Genomic DNA, 20,226 nt, shown 5'->3' on the forward strand with positions numbered 1-20,226 from the left:
ATAAAAAGACAGAGGAGGTCGCAAAAATATTTACTGCTTTGTGTGATTACGGATTCCCTGGCGCTCCCATGCATTGGCAATGATCCGGAAAACGCTTTTGTAGTCCGTTTGTTCATGGCCTGACATCCCGACTTTATTGCCAAACGCGAAGCCCTTCTCTACCTGATAGGCAAATTGGATGTGAAAATAGACGGCGTAACTGCCCCCTTTTTCAAATCCTTTCTGTTTGTCTCCCATCAAAGGTGTATCCACACCGGTTTCACGTGCACCGAGCTTCGCGATCGTTTGCTGTGCACCTTTCCATAAAGTCGGTGAGAATGCCAACAGGTTGAGATTGGATTGGAGTGTCGTATTCCGTTTTCCCGTTTCCAGAATCCACGCTTGCGCTGCAATGATTTTGGGATACTGCTTGCTGAACGGATGCATATGCTTCGGCAAAAGTTCAATCTTCGTCAATATCCGCTCCCCGGCGTAAAAATCATTCGCTTGGTTGTTCGCGTAGCGATCCCGCGCATGGTATTCCGTCCATTCCGCTGTATGCCCCAATGAACCGGTCGCGTTTGGCTCGTACACTTCAAAACTGGTTTGATCCCCCAAAACAGTGATTGCGAACCGGTTGCTGATCGATGCCGACTCGGTGCCTGGCGTGCATTTTTTTATGGTCGGCGCTGTTTCATCCGGATGATCCGGATCTGGCACCCAATTCGGGTCGTCAATCTCTTCGCATTTTTCATAGGTGACGGCGAAGTCTACCTGATAAGGGACATCGATGGCGAACGGATCGACTTTGACAACATAATCAGCGCTGTTCAACGTTTGATTCCAGGTCGTGAGCGTAGGAGTGATTGTTCCTTCATACATGCTGCTTTGTTTCTCGACTTTTGGTGAAAGTGAAAACTGCTTATTGATTCCAGGACCTGTCACCGTTAGCGGAATGGAGGTCGGCCATACGGTTTTGGCATCCGTCTTGGCCACCCACGACTCCGGCTTGGGAGTCACTTTCACTTTTTCATAGGCGGAGTCCGCATATTTCGCAAGCAGCTCGGCTTTTTTGTCGTCTATCGCTTTCTTTATTTCGCTGTCCACTTTGACAAAAGCAGCATCCAGCTTGTTTTGGTCGATCTCTACATCGATACGTGCCGGCTCCCTTTCCCACACGCCATCCGCCGTGCTGACCAGCAGCCGATTGCTCGAATCGTATACCTTGATTTTCATGCTTCCGCCGTCTACACCGCCGCCTGGATTGCAGGTCGTGCACGGTGTCGGTTCTTCGGGGGCCGTCTTATCGCCCACGACAATGGTAACTTCAAAGTCACACTTTGCCGTGAAGTTTTTGTCATTGAGCTTGCCCGTTATCTTGTAGGTTCCCTCTGGGACGGGGCTTTTTTGGAAAACAGTCCAGTTCACTTCCTTGTCATCGAACAGCGGACTATCTATCCATGGCGTCGGAACTGTCCAATCGACATTTATCGACTCCGAATATCCGTCATCGATGTCGTTCGGACTTTTGCTGATGGCGATCAAATACATCGCTGCCGATTTGTCCAGTTTGATCGTTTTGCCATTGTAGTTGTGGAAGCTTTGCGCCTGATCGATCGTCTGATTCTTGTTGGCAAATGCATAAACATGGATAAAAAACGAGTCACAGGCGGAATTTTTGCTGGTTAAATCGAAGCTGATGTACAGCTCACAACCGGTGAAGGCAGGATTGGCGGCATCGGTCACTTTCACTTTGACCAGATAATTCGTTTCAGCCAGCTTGTTTTTCTCAAAAAACACACTGGGAGACGCCGAATCGTTGGTAATGGTTTTACCCGTCTTCGTGTCGGTCATCGTCCACGTCACCTTCAGCTGATTTTGCGCGGAAGGCGTTTGACTATCAGAGGTCACGGCAAGCTTGATGCCTGTGTTTGCATCAATCAGAATCGGGTGGATTTTGCCGGGCGCTGTCGTGATAGCGCTCCCCGTGTCGAACGACCACCGACTGTCGGTGGAAAACTTGTATTGGATGAACAAGTCTTTGCACGTCAGGCTGCGGAATTCGATGATCAACTGCTTATCGGGGCAAGGGTCAAGCTGTCCTTTCCCTTTCACGCGGACTTTGAGCGTGTACGTTCCTGCTGAAATTTCCTTGAATGCTCGCGTATACGTGGTGCCGGTCCCAACAGATGTCGTACCTTTTCCATTTGTCAGCTCCCACGTTACGCTTTCGATGCCATTGGTTGTCCCTGTGCCGTTTTTGTGCAGCAATGCTTTAAAATCGACGGTGTAATCCTTGTTCACAAGCAGCTCCATTTTGTACGGATCAGCGGGTGTACCTGTACCTGTCAACGGCATTTCTGCGCCATTTACGCTCGCCGTTACGTACACATCGCTGCACACGAATGGATTCGGTTCGCCCCAGATGATTTTGAAATAAGTTTTGCAGTCTTCTTTATCGCGCGGATAGGCAAACAGCGTAAATTCGGGGACATTCGCCTTGTTTGGCCCAAAATCATAGGAGAATGCAGTCCCCCATGCTCCTTGCTTGCCATACGTCGAATTGATTTCAAAGTACCCTTCTGCTTGCTGTGGTTTGCCTTTGTAGAGCAATCGGAAAATCGCCTCGTTCGGCTCGCCTTTTGGCACTTTCAACACAAATGGCGAGCTTTGCGTGCCTGCTCCGGTCAGCATCACTTTTTGCCCATCAAGCTCGACATCGTAGGAATAATCACTGCACACTGTATTCTGCGAGTCAATAATCGTCACCGTGATGGACCACACGCAATTTTTGGCCCGCCACGAATCATACGGCTCCCCAACCAGCCCCTCATAGCTGTATGAAATCGTATAAGTTCCTTTTTTATCGAATTGAATGATTTGGTCGGATGGTGCATAGCCGTTTGTAATCGGCAAATTCAAGAAGCTGCTGGGAAACAGCCCCCATCCGCCTTTCTCATTAGACGTCCAAACCTGTTTCACAGTCGTGCCATCCGGCTTCTTGATCTGCCAGTAAAGATTTGCCGACTGCTTGTCCCGGTTGGCATCTACATAAGTGGCTGACAGTTTCAGCGATCCTCCCAACGGGATATCCGTGATCGTTGCGCCATTATCTACGGTGCCGTATCCCTCCCGATAAACAGTCGGGCATGAAACGCTGCCTTCCGCTCCTTTCCGCTCGAATGTTTTGCACCAGCAATAGCTGCCATCGTCACTGACGAATTTGATCGTGAAGCTGCTGTGATAGAAGGAAGCATCGGTGAAACTGGTTGGCTTCACATTTGCAGACATCCGAATCATGTTTCCACTGCCGTCATACCATTTGCCGGGGATTGTCGTCTCAATCCGCAAGTAGTCTGCATCACTGGCGACAAACTGGGTTCCGCCCGAGGGAATCATCGCGTTCAATTCCCCTTTTCCGCTGGCCGTATAAGTTTGAACAGCAAGCACGCCCTTGCAGTCCGCACACTCTGTAGAAACGGGGTCCGCTTTCAGAAATCGGAAGGTCCATTCGCATTTTGTCGAATCCGTTGGAATGAACGTTGCTGACCGATCCGTATCGATCAAAATGCTGCTGAAGGTTGTGCCTGTCCCGATCGTCGTGCCGTCGATCCGCAATGTGCCCGCGACCGGGAAGGTGATGCTGTTGATTGTGTTTTTTCCTTGGGGGAGTTTGTAGGTGCCGCCGGAGGTTAACGGTTGATCGGATTGGCCGGAAATTTTAATGGTTGATTGGATCGGGGTACAAATGCCTCCCCCGACGGTGAACGGCTTCGCATAAGGGACACCTATCCCATCGACCGCAGGTGCGTTTTGACTGTTGCGGGCGTGCAGGTCCGTAATTAGCACACGCGCCTCATAGCGGCCCGGCTTGGTTGGGGTGAACGATTGACCGCTTATCGCCAGTTTGTACGGGCTCGCTGTGCCTCCGTAATTCGCTCCATCGCCTCTGGGGTCGTTGTATTCTTTTGCCTGATCCCGGAATTCTACTTCAACTTTTCCAGTGTCGAGGTTGTAAATGTAGTAGCTGAGAACTTTGATGCCGCGATCATAGTAGCTGTAGTCTTCGGCCCAAAAGCTGATGGGGACGGCTTCTCCGACGTTGACGCTTGTTTTGGGGCCGATGTCGATGCCGCCTTGGGGGCGGGGGGATGTTTTGAAGTTTAGCTGTGCGTAGTAGACTTCTTCGTCACGGTCTTTTGTTTTTGGGTCCGCCCCGGGTTTTAGTTTGTAGGTGATGGGTTCTCCTTTCCCGCCGGACATGGATGCGATGCGGGAGAGGAGGTAGGCTTTGTAGGGGGTGAAGGATGGGTTTACACCACCCGAAATCGTCGAAGAATGTAAACCATTGGCATCGGTCATAAAGCTAGGATTCCCGCCTAAAATGTTTGCCCACTCGGATATTTCAGAACTATCAACATAGGGGTAGCCGTTTTCATCTTTGACGATTTCCCCGCCTCTAGTGTATATGTTAAAAACATTCGAACGACCTCTAACATACCCGTCTACAGCAACATCAGCTACAAATAATTTTGCAAAATCACCCGGTCCAATATCGATATTTCCCAATATCTGTATTGAAAGGTCGTTGGTCCCGGTAACAGATTTGTCTACGTTAATATAACCAGATGTTATTGAATGCGAATTAGGTGACCCACTTGAAGCATTAACAAAAAAATCTGAAGTTAATATTGCATTACATAGCAATATTATAGTTATCATTAAAAAATACAATCTTTTTGAGTAAAGTTTGAATACCATTAAAACCACCTTCGAACCCTTGTTGGAGGATTAAAATTATCATACCGATACTCTACAAGTCCTTTTCTATAAGACGTACCTATCGTAAACACAATTCTTGAAATCCTGGAGAGATCTTCTTTGAAAACAGAATCGGGCTGTAACAATTTAAAGGAATTGTCTGTATATATGATTGAACCCATAATCATAAATCGATTCGCTCCCGATGGAACTGTTCCAACAAGAGCTCCCTTTTCAATTTTTAAAGAAGCGTGAAATTTATCTGCAAGTTGATTAGCTAGGTTCATTTCGTCTATATCATTTGAAAGTTCCTTTAAGGTATAGGCTTGTTCCGCTCGAGTAAAGCTGGACATCCCATCAAAAATTGTTGTAGATACCCCATTTGGAAATTTCCCTGCCTTCTTCGGAATCCACCTATAACCAACTACAAACTGAATGTTGGGGAGATTTTTGTAATAATCCTCGTTATCTTTTAACCCCCGAGAATTCCTCACACTCTGCATCGCATTAATAACCAAAAAAGCCGCCTCTTCCCTAGTCAAAACCGCAAACGACCGAATCGTCACCCCATCCAGCATGCCATCCGCTTTCGCTTTCTCATATGCCGCCTTTGCCCAGTGACCCGCTGCAATTTCAGGCACGGGCGCGGTTTTTTTCAAGCCTTTGATCGTCACCAGACCAGACACCAACTCCGCCTGCGTCACCGCCTGCTCCGGCCGAAAACTTCCATCCGGGTACGTCCACATCAGCCGATTCTTCAGTACGTAATCAATGCTATTTTTCAACGGATGCCCAGCATAATCCGATTGGGCTACCGCCGCAGCAGGTTTTTCTGCGGCCAAACTCGGCGAATAGGCTGCTGTTGTCCCCAAAATGACGCTTACTGCCACTACCATTTGCATGCTTTTTTTCATAAAAAATCCCCCTCCATCGTCCATCTCTATTTTCCATCAACTGGTTCCATGAATCGTCTCCTCCATTTTCCGTATGAGCCCCGCCGATTCCTTTACATTTATTTGATTTTCCTCCTGATTTTGTTTCCTGATCCATCCGGCTATTTCGTTTACACCGACACCGATGTCTCCCTTCCTTGCATGTGTGACGGCTTGCGTGACGAGATCGGCTGCCTCCTTTACAGAGAGCGGGCTGTCGGGCTTGATGATGCAGGAGCAGCCGATGATGCCTTCCTTTTTGGCTGTCGCGTAATATGGGGCAGCCCAATGATTTTCCGCGCCCGTTGGCACGATAAGCCCGATTTCTTTCGGGGCATAGGCAAGCACCAGCATCTTGATGAAAGCCGCCTGTGTGATCGGGTCCTTCTCCTGCAATCCCGAATCGAGAAATCCCTTTTCCATCGCCCACTGCATATCCGATTGAGGCGACAGGTCGCCGATATCCACGACTTCCTCCGCCTTGCTTGCCAATAGCCCGCCGACAAATGAGAGTGCGCAAATCACAATCACGATGACCCATTTCCGTACGGTTCCCGTCCTTTCCATGAGCTTGTTCATCCTGTTACCTCCCCCAACGTTTAACCCATTATCGCTTCCCGGGTTGGGACAAAAAAAGCCGGGTTACTTGCAAGAAAAAAAGCTCCGCCGCATCGTGCAGCAGAGCTTTCCCCATTCGCATACTCAAAAAACACCCGCTCTAAAAAATCAGCAGGTGTGGCTTTTCAAACGACTTCACGCTCAACATAATAAATTCCTGATCAGTGCTGTAATCCACGAAGCTCGTCCACAAAAGCGAGTCCTTTCAAAATCTCTTCCTCTGTATATTTTTGCTTGCTTTTTAGCGTAAAGACTTTTTCCTTCATTTCCTCATACGTCAGCGTATCGAAATAGAGAATGGTAGAAACCAACTCAAGAAACCGGGAATTCTCCTGGTTCATCCGGCGAATCAACGCCTCCCCGTAGCCGAGGTCCGCCTCGTGAAAACGGAGGAAATCGCTGCCGACCTCGTTGAGTATGTATCGATACTTTTGAATCGCGCCCTTTGTCTCCATCTCTTCGTCAAGCAGGCCCAGATTGCAAAGCTCGTCAACACGCAGCGTCAACTCTTCCGAATACGGTCCGTACATGTGAAATTGAAAACGGTCATCGAAATCTACATTCAGCTTTTTCGCGATAAACACCATCTTGTGCAATTTCTTGCGGCCGCTTACCTCACCTGCGATTTCTATCAGGCGCAAAATTTTGGCGTGACCGTTAAGCATCCTCCATCACTCCTAGACGTATTCGTATCTCATCCGCGACATTGCGCGGCAACGCATCCAGCTTGTCCGCCGGGAAAAATAGTTTATAGTCAAAGCGGCGCTTGCCGCTAATCGATTCGACGATCTCCGACTTGGTCGACAGTTCCGCAACTTCGCCGTTCGGCATGAGGAGCATGATCGGAATGCGCTCCTCTTCTTTTCCGCGGCGATAAAAATCATAAGGAAGATCGGAGGAAGAGTCAACTTCCAGATAATAGGCCGGGTCGATTCCGGCGTCGGTGAGCATCTGTTTCAGCTCGCTCAAACGGCGAAAATCTCTCGGATTATATTCGACGTATTGAAAGAGATTCCTGTTAAGAAAGCGGTTGCACAGGTCCGACAAGATAGGGTCAGCGTCACGGCTCCACTGGTGCATGAAGTAAAACACAACCGACTCATCGAGCGCCAAATAATCTGCAAGCGTCGGCTTTTCCTGGAAAAACGGCAGCAAATCGACCGGTTCCCGCTGGAAAGCAAAGCCTTGCTGATACAAATGCTTCGCCCGCTGAAAAATCTTGTTCAGGACAACCTCCGCACTGCGCGTCACGGGATGGAAGTAGACTTGCCAATACATTTGGTAGCGGGACATGATGTAGTCTTCCACGGCATGCATGCCGCTGAATTTGAACACGATCCCTTCATCATGGGGACGCATCACGCGCAAAATGCGCTCGATATCGAAATTGCCGTAATTGACGCCCGTGAAATAAGCATCTCGCAGCAAGTAATCCATCCGGTCAGCATCGATCTGGCTGGAAACCAGGCTGATGATCAGCTTGTTGTTGTAGGTCTTGGCAATGACCTCCGCCACTTTTTGCGGGAATTGTGGACTGACTCTGCGCAAAATTTGATTGATGTGGGTATCGCCTGTGATGATTTCCTTGGTCCATTCTTCATGATGGAAGCGGAACACCTTTTCAAACGAATGGGAAAACGGCCCGTGCCCGACGTCATGCAAAAGCGCGGCGCAGAGGCAGAGGAGCTTCTCTTCCCGCGTCAGCGTAATTCTGCCTTCAAAGGTTTCCAAAATGCGGCGCATGATTTCATAGACGCCCAGTGAATGGTTGAAGCGGCTATGCTCGCCGCCATGAAAGGTGAGATAGCTTGTCCCCAGCTGACGGATGCGGCGGAGACGCTGGAATTCGGGGGAATCGATCAGGTCCCAAATCAGCTTTTCCCGGACATGGACGTAGCGGTGCACCGGGTCTTTGAATACTTTTTCCTCATGTAACAGTTCCGGCTCCTGCAGCACGATGCTCCACCATCCTTTTCTTGGAAAGGAATCAAGAGGACCTGTAACCAGGCCCCCTTGCTCATTCCACTCTCATTTTATACTTCGACCTGCTCTCCATACAAATCAGGCCGTTTTGCGGCTTTTTTCGCGAGCCTTTTTGCCTTCCTTCTCGCCAATACCATATAGAAAGCAGGCACGACGATCAGCGTCAGCATCGTGGAGAAAAGCAGACCGAAAATAATCGTCACAGCCAGCGGCTTGAACAGCACATCGCCTGTCAGGGCAAGCGGCGTCAGTCCGGCTACCGCCGTAAAGGAGGTAAGCAAGATCGGCCGCAACCGCGCTTCACCCGCATGGATGACCGCTTCCTTCAGCTCTGTGCCGGCATGGCGCGCCTCTTCGATAAATTCGATCAGCACGATACCGTTTCGCACCACGATCCCGGACAGCGAGATCACGCCCATCATCGTCATGAAGCCGAGCGGCGTCTGTGTGATGAACAGCCCGATCAGACTGCCGGCAAAAGCAAGATAGATCGTGCTCATGACCAGCACCGGCATGGTCAACGAATAAAATTGCATCGCAATCAAAATCAAGATCAGGAACACCACGATGATCGACAGCTTGCCCATATCAAGGAAGATGTCGGTTTGCTCCGATGTTTCCCCGCCAATTTCATAGCGATAGCCTTCCGGCAGCTGTGTCGATTTGACGATCGGCAAAATATCCTTCATCACATCGGTGGCTGTGCGTCCGCTCACGTCACCGTAAATGGTCACTTCACGCGACAAGTTGCGGTGCAGCACTTTCTGAATGCTGAACGTCGGTTTGATTTGCGCGAGCTGCGAAAGCGGGATTTGTTGTCCCAACGCATTCATGACGGTCAAACGCTGGAAAATCATCGACGGATCTTCATCCGTTTTTTCCAAATATACTTTCATGTCAATCAGATCGTTCCCGGTATCGAACTGGCTGAACTCGATCCCTTCACTGACCAGCCGCAGCGTGCGGGACAGCTCGGTGTAATTGACCAGCTTTTGCTGCATCAGGTCTTTGTTCACCTCGAACTGAAGCGTGTACCGCTCGATTCCCATGTCATCCTGAATATCAAGGGTACCGGGAACCTTGGAGATTTTCTCCTTCAACTCTTTGGAAATGCTGCGCAGCGTATCGATGTTTTGTCCGTAGATGCGCACGGCGATCGGCGTGCCGACCGGCGGTCCCATATCCAGCTCTTTCGGAATGACGCTGGCTTCCGGGAACCGTTTTTTCAGTTCGCTGCGCCATGGTTCAATGATATCGGAAGCATGCATTTGATGCGAGTCATATTTAACGACAATTTGTCCCACCGTGATGCCCGAGCCGTTATCGGTATCTCCGCTGAACATTTTCGGGGCGCTTTCCCCTGCATAAGCGGCTACATCGGTAACGCCTTTTTGCTGCATGATCCAATCGGAAACGTCGCTAACCACCTTGTCGGTCTTTTCAATGCTGCTTCCTACCGGCACGCGGATATTGACCAAAAACACCTCTTGGTCGGATTTGGGGAACAATTGAACCGGTGTGAGCGGGATCAAACCGTATGCAGCGGTCCCGATCAACACGCCGACCATCCCGGTCAAAAGCGGCCGCTTCAGCATTCGGGGCATCAAGCGGTTGGCATACCACTGTGTGAGCTGATGAATCTGGACGCCTAAAAGCCCTGCTGGCTTGCGATAGGAATCGACGCTCTTTCTGCTGCGTTTCTCATACCATTCCCGGAAAATCGGGATGATCGTGAGCGACATAATCATGGATGCTAGCATCGTCAACGAAATGATCGCTGGCATCGGTCTGATAAACTGCCCCGTGTTTCCGCTCAGGAACATCAGTGGGGCAAAGGATGCCATGGTCGCGAGGGTCGCGGTAAGAATCGAGATGGATACTTCCTTCGCGCCTTTGACGGAGGCGTCGAACGGCTTTTCACGCAGTACGGACAATCTGCGCTCGATGTTGTCATTGACGACGACCGCGTCATCGACCAAAATCCCCAAGACAATGATGAGCGCCCCGATCGAGATAAAATTGAGCGTGATGCCCATCGGCGGCAGGAAGATTAGACCAACGGCGATCGAAATCGGAATCGCCATGGCCACGACAAGCGAGGTGATCACGTTCAAGCCGAGCGTACATACCAGCAGCACCGACACGATCGCAATGCCCATTTCGCGAACCAGCTCGCTGAACAGCTCGTTAACCCGCTCGTTTTGGGAATAGATCGACTCCATGTGCGCATAGGCAGGCAGCGTTTTTCCCAGCGTCTCCATCATCGCGTCAACCCGTTTTTGCAGATCGGGAACATCGCTGCCCGTCTCTGCGTTGATGCTCAGCGTGACAGATGGTTTCCCGTTGTAGTACGAATATGTTTTTACCTGCTCGGTCGACATGGTGACTTTACCGATGTCTTTGAGATAGACCGGAAAACCTTCCGGCGTTTTGGAAAGGATGATGTTGTTCAGCTCATCGACGCTGCGCGTCTCATTAATTTTGAGCTGATACGTGCGGTCGCTCACCGTCAAATCGCCGAGCGGAATTTTTTCATTTTCCGTTTTGACTGCGGACATGACCTGTGCCCAGGAAAGCCCGTAGTTTTGCAGCTTTTGCGTATCGACATCGATACGCACCTCTTGCTCCGGCAACCCGCCGATCGTAACATCGGCGACATTGGGAATGGTGCGAAGCTGATCCTTCCACGTCTTCAGCAAATCGCGCAGGCTGTTTACTTGTTCCCGCGAATCGGAATAGACGGCAATCGACTGAATAAAGGTACGATTCAGGTCATCATTGATGATCGGCTGCTTGGCGTCATCCGGCAAATCAGCTTTGGCATCCTGCACTTTTTTGCGCAGCTCGTCGAACTTTTGCTTGGGCTCGACATCGCCTTCCGTTTCGATCACGATGACCGAAACACCCAGGCTGGAGGTCGATTGAATCGACTTGATGCCTTGCAGCTCGTTGATTTTTTCCTCCAGCTTTTTGGTGACCGTCTGCTCCACTTTTTCCGGCGACGCACCGGGTAATACGGTCGTGACCGTCGCCACGTTTATGATGATGTCAGGGTAATCTTGCCTGGGAAGCTGGAAAAAGCTCATGAAGCCAACCATGGCGACCATGACAAAGAATAGCAGTGTGATTTTGCGTTTTTTAACGATATATCCGATCACTGCTTGGCCCCTCCCGTCAGCTCGATGGCATCTCCGTCAAACAGCCGGTCAGCCCCTTTGGTCACCAGTTGCTCCCCTTCCTTGAGACCGGAGGTGATCTCCAGCTTGTTTTGGATAAGCTCGCCGATGGTGACGCTTGTTTTGACCGCTTTCCCGCCGTTCACGACAAACACATACGGCTGCGCTTCCCCTTGGCTGATGACGGCTGCGGCAGGGACAAAAATGCCGGTTTTTCCTTCGATCGTCTTGCTCGCTTTGACCACCTGCCCCGCAAACCAGTCATGCTTAGGGTTGGGAATTGTGATTTCCACCCCGATCGTGCCTGTGCTTTCGTTCGTCGCCGGGTATATTTTCGCTACCTTGCCCGTACGCTTCTGGTCGTAGAGAGCCACCTCAACCGAATCTCCTACCTTCCACGCCCCGATCTCATAGTCCGGAACGGGCAGGACGGTTTTCAACGTGTCGATCATGCCGATCTTGTAAACGGGAGCCCCTGGGCTGACCATCTGACCGGCCGCATTCAGCTTCGCCAGGACAGTCCCCTGGATCGGGGAAGCCAGCTGCGTTTTTGAAAGCGTCCGTGCCGCCTGCTGCTTGGCAACCAGCGCCTGATCATAGGTGGAGCGCTGCGCCGCTTTGTCCTCGACACGCGCGCCCTGCGTGGTCAGCGAGTATGACTGTTTGGCTGATTCCAAATCTTTCTGGGCTATGTCCAAAGCATCCTTCGCGTTGTCCAGATCGTTTTGCGAAACAGCCTGTTCCTTGAACAGCTTTTGCACGCGATTGAAGTCGTCCAGCGCTTTTTGATAGCCGATGGTCGCTTTATCCACAAGCAGCTTGGCTTGCAGCAGTTCCTGCTCGCGCGCTCCGTTGTTGACCTTGCTCAGCACGGCTCCCGACTGCTTCACCGTCGTGTCCGCCAAGGCTAGCTGGAGGGAATAATCCTGGGAATCGAGACTGGCCAGCACTTCGCCTGCCTTGACCGCATCCCCTTCTTCTTTTGCAAGCTGGGTGATGCGCCCGCCTACTTCAAAAGATATTGTCGCTTCTTCATAAGGCTGCAGTGTGGCCGACAGTTCACTGATCCGTCCCACTTTTTCCGGCTTGACCGGCATCGCCTCAACTTGCTTTGCATCCACCGGGGCTTGTTGGGCTGTCGGGTTATCTTTTTGGCTGCATGCGGCCGTCGTGACAACCAGCCCGGAAAGTAACAATACGGTGAGCCATTTGTTTTTCATGGTTCGCTCTCGCTCCATTCGTGCGCTTTATTTTCGTAGCCCGGTGAACAAGATGTTAGACGCATGCTGCATGACCTGGTATTCGTCCATCGGACAAGCCGTTTCCAATCCAATGTGCTGATGAACAATAAATTCGATTAAAACCGTAGACAGAAGCATATGGGCAGCAACGCCGTGGTCTTTCTGGTCGTCGAGAATGCCCTGGCTCGCCAATTTCCCCAGCTCGGCTCGCAAAACCTCGATGGCTGCTTCCGGTATGCGGCAAAACAACTGGGCCAGCTCCGGCCTGTCGCGCGCTTCAAACATGCAGATGATGAAGCTGTCCTTGCGTTCGACCAAAATTTCATAGTAGCGTCTCGCATAGGCAGCAAGCAGTTCCTCAACGCTGCCGGTAAAATCTTTCAGAAACGCTTCCAGCGGCTCGCGGATCGCGGTCATTTCCACCAGTGCTGCATCGAGGAGCCCTTCTTTATTTTTGAAATGGCGGAAAATCGTCACTTCGTTTACGCCCGCTAGCCCAGCGATTTTACGTGTGGTTGCGCCTTTGTAGCCTTTTTCCGCCATGAGCTGCTTGGCGGCGGCGATGATGCGCTGCCGCGTTTCCTGTTCGGCTCCCTTGCCCTCGTGTATATCCGTATAGTCTTCATTCATTCTTTCAAACCTCCAGCACAAGCAAGTAGTTACTTGCTTTCATGACTAGCAACATCCAGATTATACCTTCGCCCCCTATGCGTGTAAACACTTGCATGCGCTTTCATCAAAAAATTTTTTTGCCGCTCACTTCAATCCGATCACAAGACAAAAACACAGGCCGCAAAAGCCTGAAGTCATTCCTTCAGCTTCCGCAGCCTGCTGTTAGATGTTCTGCTTGAATTCCTGTTCGATAAAAGCAGCCAGCCCTGCCGGCAGCTTGGCTTCGACGGCAATCGGAGCGTTTGTGACCGGGTGAACAAACGATAGCCGGTGCGCATGAAGCGCCTGTCCCGTCGCTTTGCTTCGCTCGCCGCCGTAGAGGGTGTCCCCGAGCAGCGGATGGCCGAGATGGGCAAAATGAACGCGAATCTGGTGGGTACGTCCCGTCTCCAGCCACGCTTCCACCAGTGTCATCGACTCCGACCGTGCCAAAACTTTGTAGTGGGTAACGGCATTCTCGCCTTTGTCATGCACGCGGCGGCGCACTTTATGCATAGGATCGCGCGCAATCGGGGCGTTGACCGCCCCGTCGTCAGAAGCCACGACCCCGCTCAAAACCGCCACATATTCCCGGCTGATTTTGTTGTCGCGCAGCAGGCGGTCTGCCAACTGGTGGGCGTAGCTGCTTTTGGCGATCAACACGGTGCCCGATGTTTCCTTGTCCAGTCGATGGACCGGATGAGGAACAGCCGGTGCTCCTTTGGCCGCCCAGTATGCGGTCAGCACATGCACAAGCGTCTCATTTTGCCCTTCGCCGACCGGATGAACCATCATTCCGGCCGGTTTGTTGATAATGATGTATTCGTTATCCTCATACAAGACGTCGGGAGCCGGCAAATCCGGATTCACCAGCAGCTTCTGTGCTCCTGCACCTGCTGCCGGGTCCGGTTTGTCTACTACCCGCACGCTGATTCGATCGCCCGCTTTTACTTTCCGTCCCAAAAACGGGGTCTTTCTGTTCAACTGGATACCTTTGCTGCGGGTCAAACGCTGCAGCATTCTGCCAGACACCATCAATTTTTCCCGAATCACCTGCTCGACCGTCAGCTCGGTGTCCGCTTCCGTCGCCACATATTCCCGCCATCTGCTCTGACTCACAAAAAAACCCCTCACATCCGCGCATTTTTTCCCATTGTAGCGGATTGAGGGGCAAAACTCTAGTTTTTCAGGTTTTCCGGGTTCAACGCGAGCAGCTCCGGCAAAACGAACAGGCCGTCCTTGCGAATCAGCACGTCATCGAACCAAATTTCCCCGCCGCCGTAATCAGCGCGCTGGATATTGACCATGTCCCAATGAACGACGCTGCGATTGCCATTGTCTGCGCTCTCGTAAGCCTGGCCGGGAGTGAAATGGAAGCTGCCGTCGATCTTTTCATCAAACAGGATGTCGCCCATCGGATGAAGGATGTACGGGTTGACCGCAATCGCGAATTCCCCGATATAGCGGGAGCCTTCGTCGCTGTCCAAAATTTCGTTCAGACGCTTGGTATCGCTGCCGACCGCTTCCACGATTTTTCCCGCTTCAAACGTGAGGCGGATGTTTTCGAACTTGGTGCCCATATAGACCGTCGCTGCATTGAAGGAGATCGTGCCGTTCACCGAGTCGCGCACAGGAGACGTGTAGATTTCCCCGTCTGGAATGTTTCGTTCGCCCGCGCAAATGACCGCCGGAATGCCTTTGATCGAGAAGGTCAGGTCTGTGCCCGGCCCCTTGATCTGCACTTTGTCCGTACGTTCCATCAGCGCTTTCAGCGGTTCAAACGCTTTGCCCATTTTGGCGTAGTCAAGCGAGCATACATCGAAATAAAAGTCCTCGAATGCAGCGGTTGGCTTCCCTGCGTTTTGCGCCATCGCAGCTGTCGGGAAGTTGAGCAGAGTCCACCGCTTGTTGTTGATGACCGGGTCCATGATCGGACGCATCCCCACTTGATGAATGCGGCGCTTCTCCACAGGAACGTCAGCCATTTCGCTGTCGTTCGTGAAGCCGTTGATCACGATATAGGCATCGATGTCAGCCATCATTTGCTCTTCCCATTTCCGCAGATTCGCCGTGCGCTCTTCGGATGTTCCCAGCAAGATTTCCCGCTGAATCTGTTCGTCAATGTAGCGAACATACGGGTATCCGCCAACCGCGTAGGCTTGCTTGACCAGCTCGCGGGCCAAGACGTGCCCTTCTCCGCGCACCTCAATCAAAAGACTTTCCTTCTCCTTCAACTCAACGGAGTAAGCGACCAAATTTTCCGCCAGCTTGCTAATGCGTGGGTCCAACATTCCTCATAACCCCTTCCATCGTTTCGATTCTACTTCTAGTCTATCACAGGGCAAGCCATGGGTGGGTTCTCTCGCCACCGCAAAGCACCCCAGCTTCTTTATTGTAAAAGAAATTTTCCTGTCAGACAAAATTTTCTTGCTTTTCATGTGACAGTTGAGGTACGCTACTCCTTAAGCGAAATTGCCAATTATTTGTTGAAATGGAGGTTGGATCAATGTTCATTCCTGTCAAATCAATGTTGTAGGCGGTTCCCGTTCGGGGAGCTGCGATCTCCCTGAATATCCGTCAAGACGTTCTGATTGACAGGATGCTTGATCCATCCGACGTTTCCATATGAATCGATATGGGGGCGAACGGCTCGATTGCTATCGTTCGATGGCAGGGTGAGCTTTCGCCTTTCGTGTTTTCCGCCACACCTGGCAAGGGAATGCGACTAAACCGCGCACAAGGGATGGGTCTAGTATCTGATGACCGCTTTTTTCCTTCGTGCGCGGTTTTGTTTTGAAACTAAATGAGTTATGGAGGTGGCCATGATGAGCTGGCTAACATGGGATGTCAATCTGAAAGTACGCCTGCTGGGGGAAACGCTGTTCCACGTCTGTTATTGGATGTTTTTCCCCTTTATGGCCCTTCATTTTAGCGAAGCGTTTGGCAAGGATACAGCAGGCATTCTGCTCATGCTTCCTCCGCTTCTTGGTGTGTATGCGAGCTTGATCGGGGGGCAAATGGCGGATCGCCTGGGGCGACGCCCCACGATGCTGCTTGGAGCAGGACTGCAAACGGTCATGCTTGGCCTGTTTACGCTATCGAGTTCCCCCTGGATCGACTATATCGCGTTTATCGGCCTTGGTGTCGGCGGGTCTCTCTACTGGCCTGCCAGCTCCGCAATGGTTGCGGATTTGACGCCTGAGGAGGATCGTCGCCATGTCTTCGCCACGTTTTATACGGCCATGAACGTTGGGGTGGTATTCGGTCCCGTCCTCGGCTCGTTCTTTTACATTTACTATCGCACGCCGCTTTTGATCGTCTGTACAGCGGTCACCTTGCTTTATACGCTAGCCATTTTGTTCATCATCAAGGAGTCGCTGCCGGGCGAGGTGAAAAACCAAGCGGCCCGTTCTACGTTTGGCCTGAAGGAGCAATGGCGCAGTTATTCCGTCATCTTCAGCGACAAAGTGTTTGCGCTCTACATCATCAGCGGAATTTTGGTCGCAATCATCATGATGCAGCTCGACCTTTACATGGCCGTCTACATCAAGGAATATGTGCCGGTGCAGCCTTTGTTCAGCTGGGGTGATTTTTCCTTCATGATTGGCGGAACCAAGCTGTTTGGCTGGATGGTCGGCCTGAACGGGCTGCTGGTGGTTTTGTTTACGTTGGTTGTGACCAACTGGACAGCCAGATGGAATGATCGCCGCGCCTTCATCATCTCTTCGATTATTTTCGGACTCGGGATGGCAATGATGGGGTTGACGACAAATGTGTGGCTGCTGTTCGGCTGTATCGCCGTATTGACACTCGGTGAGCTGATCCGTACGCCTGTCGCGCAAAGCTTCGTCAGCAAATATGCGCCGGAAGACCAGCGGGGGCAATACATGGGTGCGACCACGCTGCAATTTTCGATCGGCCGTTTTTTTGCCCCGCTGCTGATCACCGCGTCCCAGTGGATGCCGCCGCTTGGGGTGTTTGGCATCATCCTGCTCTGCGGTCTTATCAGCGCGTATCTGTATGTCATCATGTTCCGCAAGCTTCCCGCGACGTTTGGAACAGGAGAGACGCATGACAAGGGAACGACTGCGAGCATGTAGGCTTAGTCGGATCGATGTTTATACAAAAAAGGGTTAGCGGCCATTGGTATGCCTCTAACCCTTTTTCGTTACTTGTTTTGCGGTGCAGCTGGTGCCACCGGCGGCGGCGTGCCTGGTGTTGACGGCGTGCCAGGTGCGGTCGTCGTACCCGGCGTGGTCGCCGAACCATCCGCAGGCGGTACCGGCGCCACTTCCGGCATCAAATAATCCGTTTGCTGAAAACGCCCGCGCATCCACTGGTACGTATCGTCATAAACGGCGCGCGCTTGCGGCGATTTGCTGCGGAACGCCTCCAGCAAGCTTTTGGAACCGTAGTAGTAGGCGTGAACCTTATCCTTATCGATCCCCAGCTTGTGCCCGGCAATCAACTGGTTGTAATACGTACGGTAGAAGCGCATGTCCCGAACCATCCGCTCGTCGCCTTCCACCTCGATGCCCATCCCGTACTGATTGGCCACAGCCAAGGTACCTTCCACCCGGTCAACCGGGATTTCCTTGTCGCTGTAGAAATTCGGCTGCAGGAACGCATAGTCAAAGCCAAGCGTTTTCCACTCGGTCAGCCCGGCAGCGCCAAAGTACGGAATCCAGTAAAAGCGCAGCGAATTTTGGTGCACCATCGTGGAAGCGTCCCGGATCAATTCGCGCTCATGCGGCGCCCCGTCATCCACAAACTCATGGAACCAATAGATTCCCTCCAGCTGCAGATACTTGAAGTCCGCGCTCTTCCAGCGCTTCATCATATCGTTGAAATACCATTCCAACGCCATTTTGCGGAACTTGTAAGCCCGCTCGTCGCCCACTTTGTCGGCTGCAAAGGAAAACGGGACCATGTCGCTGTAAACTTGCCCGAAGTCGTTTTGCGTCGGCGCCGGATACGGCAGTGTCAGCACGACTTTTTCCTTCGTCGGATTGTTGACCAGCGTGCCGCGCCGCTCGTTGTATTCCCGCATCGCTTCATTCAGCGCGTCAAGCTGTCTGCCCCCCAGGAACAGGTCGTCGAGATACGCTTTCCAGCCTTTTTGCGTCGTCTGCAGGTTGGGATACGGCAAAAAGAGGATGCTGTCAAACATTTGGTCCAAGACTTTGCCGTCCTGTGAGATATACCCGACAAACGGGAGGAAGTCATCCTTCGTCCACACCCCGCGTTCGGCATAGCCGCCTGAATACGCCAGCAGCATGTTTTGCAGTCGGTCGCCCGCTTTTTGGTCTTCGAGCGATGTGCGCTCTTTGGCGGGGCCAAGCAGGACAGGGGCAAGAGCAGCAGAGCCGGTTGATTGCGGCTCATCCGAACCCCAAATTTGCAAGTTGCGCGCGAACACGATCACCTTGACGGGGAATCGGACGCGCACATAGCTCGCCTCCATCTCCGGCAGACTGACCATCATGGTATGGTTCATCGGGGTCATGTCAGACGGAGAAAAATCGTTAGTCACACTCCCCGCATACCACCAAACTTTCCCGTCCTGGGACAGCTCGACCTCCATGCCGGGCGGCAGCTCGACACCTGACTTGCGCTCTTGGCGGAATGTGAGCAGAATGTGCGAAATTCGCTTCGCCTCAGGCAAGGCCACCGTCACTTCCCGACCAATCTGGCGGAAATAGCCTGTCCATGCGTCCGATGGCTTGGTCAACCCGCCCACCGGTCCGGGGTATTTTTTCTCCATATCGCTCAAAAACGTATCAACAGGTCCTGTCGTCTGAATGGAAGTAAAACTATCAGGTCCGTAATTCGTAAATCCTTCTTCCGCTAACCAGTCCGTCGGCAGCGTGTTCTTTTGTTCGGTCGATGCCGCTGCCTCCCCTTCTTTCGGGGTGCCGTCCGGCGTAATCTCCACGGGGATGGTGACACTTTTTTGCCCGACGGTAACCGTAATCGTCCCTTTCCCCGCTTTCGGTCCGGCAATAAACGTTCCGTCAGACAAGATCCGGCCAACCTCCGCCTGGTCAAAAGAAAAGATCGGGGAAAAATACAGCTTTTCGCCGTCTTTCGGCGTCACATGAATCTGTTCGCTCGTCCCTGCTACCATCGTCAGCTTGGACTTGTCCACTTCAAAATCGACCTTGGCGAGCTTTGCCTGTCTTGCCGCGAAAATACGGTCGGCAATGACGGCAGCCTCTCCCCGTGAAACGACACGAGTCGGCGAAAACAGGCCATTGTTCCCCTGCATCCATTTGATCGATGTGACAGCGGCTACCGCATCCAGGGCATAATCAGCGATTTCCTGCTCATCCTGGTACGCCACCGTCGCTGTGCCTTTCGGAGCTTTTTCCCCGGCCAGCTCCATCAACCGGTGAAGCACCACGGCCAGCTCTTGGCGTGTCATGCTGTCTCTGGCGCCGAATGTTGCTTCACTTCTTCCTTTGATGATTCCCGCTTCTGCCAAAGTCGCGACATAGGCTCCCTGCAGCCCCTCATGCGGGACGTCCTCGAATTGCGGCTCAGCCTGCGCATTCGGCTGCAAGCCAACGATTTTTGCCAGCAATGTGGCCGCATCCAGTCGGGAAATCGGGTCGTTCGGTCTGAATTTCCCATCCCCTTTTCCACTCAAAAACTGATTGGCTGCAAGCTGTTCCACCGCTTTGCGGGCATAGCTGCCAGACAAATCGGTAAAAAGCACAGGTGCGGTGACATTCGACTCAGACGTTGCATTGGGTGTTCCGTTCATCGTCACCGGAGTGGTGCCCTCTGCTGCCCAGGCCGAATTGGCCAGGAGCGCCGCGCATAAGCCAAGCGCAGCGAGTTTACCGGCGAGATGCTTTCCTCGTTTCATGGTTCCTCCTCTTA

Annotated in this window: 12 protein-coding genes; 1 reads left to right on the forward strand and 11 read right to left on the reverse strand. The window is 52.1% G+C overall.

Features of this window, described 5'->3' with window-relative positions:
- Window positions 1-30 precede the first annotated feature (30 nt).
- From ACTID9_RS27700 to ACTID9_RS27745, 10 genes are all read right to left on the reverse strand, one after another.
- The gene (locus ACTID9_RS27700; RefSeq protein WP_441068712.1) at window positions 31-4,341 is read right to left on the reverse strand and encodes a hypothetical protein; all 4,311 of its coding nucleotides are present in this window, start codon (window positions 4,339-4,341) and stop codon (window positions 31-33) included.
- Between the two features lie 398 nt (window positions 4,342-4,739).
- The gene (locus ACTID9_RS27705) at window positions 4,740-5,654 is read right to left on the reverse strand and encodes an S-layer homology domain-containing protein (RefSeq protein WP_441068714.1); all 915 of its coding nucleotides are present in this window, start codon (window positions 5,652-5,654) and stop codon (window positions 4,740-4,742) included.
- Window positions 5,655-5,690: 36 nt separating this feature from the next.
- Window positions 5,691-6,251: a hypothetical protein gene (locus ACTID9_RS27710; RefSeq protein ID WP_441068716.1), complete on the reverse strand. Its 561-nt coding sequence runs from the start codon at window positions 6,249-6,251 to the stop codon at window positions 5,691-5,693.
- 200 nt (window positions 6,252-6,451) lie between these two features.
- Window positions 6,452-6,955, reverse strand: a complete 504-nt coding sequence (locus ACTID9_RS27715; protein ID WP_441068718.1) for a YwgA family protein — start codon at window positions 6,953-6,955, stop codon at window positions 6,452-6,454.
- Entirely contained in the window at window positions 6,948-8,243 is a 1,296-nt protein-coding gene (locus ACTID9_RS27720) for an HD domain-containing protein (RefSeq protein WP_441072755.1), read from the reverse strand. Before ACTID9_RS27720 ends, ACTID9_RS27715 begins: the two co-directional genes overlap by 8 nt.
- An 80-nt stretch (window positions 8,244-8,323) precedes the next feature.
- Window positions 8,324-11,431, reverse strand: coding sequence for an efflux RND transporter permease subunit (locus ACTID9_RS27725; protein WP_441068720.1), 3,108 nt, complete (start codon window positions 11,429-11,431; stop codon window positions 8,324-8,326).
- Window positions 11,428-12,669 (reverse strand): efflux RND transporter periplasmic adaptor subunit, encoded by a 1,242-nt coding sequence (locus ACTID9_RS27730; RefSeq protein ID WP_441068722.1) that lies wholly within the window; start codon window positions 12,667-12,669, stop codon window positions 11,428-11,430. Before ACTID9_RS27730 ends, ACTID9_RS27725 begins: the two co-directional genes overlap by 4 nt.
- Before the next feature lie 27 nt (window positions 12,670-12,696).
- Window positions 12,697-13,320, reverse strand: a complete 624-nt coding sequence (locus tag ACTID9_RS27735) for a TetR/AcrR family transcriptional regulator (protein WP_441068724.1) — start codon at window positions 13,318-13,320, stop codon at window positions 12,697-12,699.
- Between the two features lie 204 nt (window positions 13,321-13,524).
- On the reverse strand, window positions 13,525-14,460 hold the full coding sequence (locus tag ACTID9_RS27740; protein ID WP_441068726.1) for an RluA family pseudouridine synthase: 936 nt from the start codon (window positions 14,458-14,460) through the stop codon (window positions 13,525-13,527).
- A 59-nt stretch (window positions 14,461-14,519) separates the two neighbouring features.
- The gene (locus tag ACTID9_RS27745; protein ID WP_441068728.1) at window positions 14,520-15,632 is read right to left on the reverse strand and encodes an aminopeptidase; all 1,113 of its coding nucleotides are present in this window, start codon (window positions 15,630-15,632) and stop codon (window positions 14,520-14,522) included.
- Window positions 15,633-16,166: 534 nt separating this feature from the next.
- On the opposite strand from ACTID9_RS27745, the gene ACTID9_RS27750 reads away from it, so the two are divergent.
- The gene (locus ACTID9_RS27750) at window positions 16,167-17,441 is read left to right on the forward strand and encodes an MDR family MFS transporter (protein ID WP_441072757.1); all 1,275 of its coding nucleotides are present in this window, start codon (window positions 16,167-16,169) and stop codon (window positions 17,439-17,441) included.
- 68 nt (window positions 17,442-17,509) lie between these two features.
- On the opposite strand, the gene ACTID9_RS27755 is transcribed toward ACTID9_RS27750, so the two are convergent.
- Entirely contained in the window at window positions 17,510-20,212 is a 2,703-nt protein-coding gene (locus tag ACTID9_RS27755) for a DUF4855 domain-containing protein (protein ID WP_441068730.1), read from the reverse strand.
- Window positions 20,213-20,226: the final 14 nt, after the last annotated feature.

It is taken from the genome of Brevibacillus fluminis, assembly GCF_052072235.1.
In the GTDB taxonomy this organism is placed as follows: domain Bacteria; phylum Bacillota; class Bacilli; order Brevibacillales; family Brevibacillaceae; genus Brevibacillus_D; species Brevibacillus_D fluminis_A.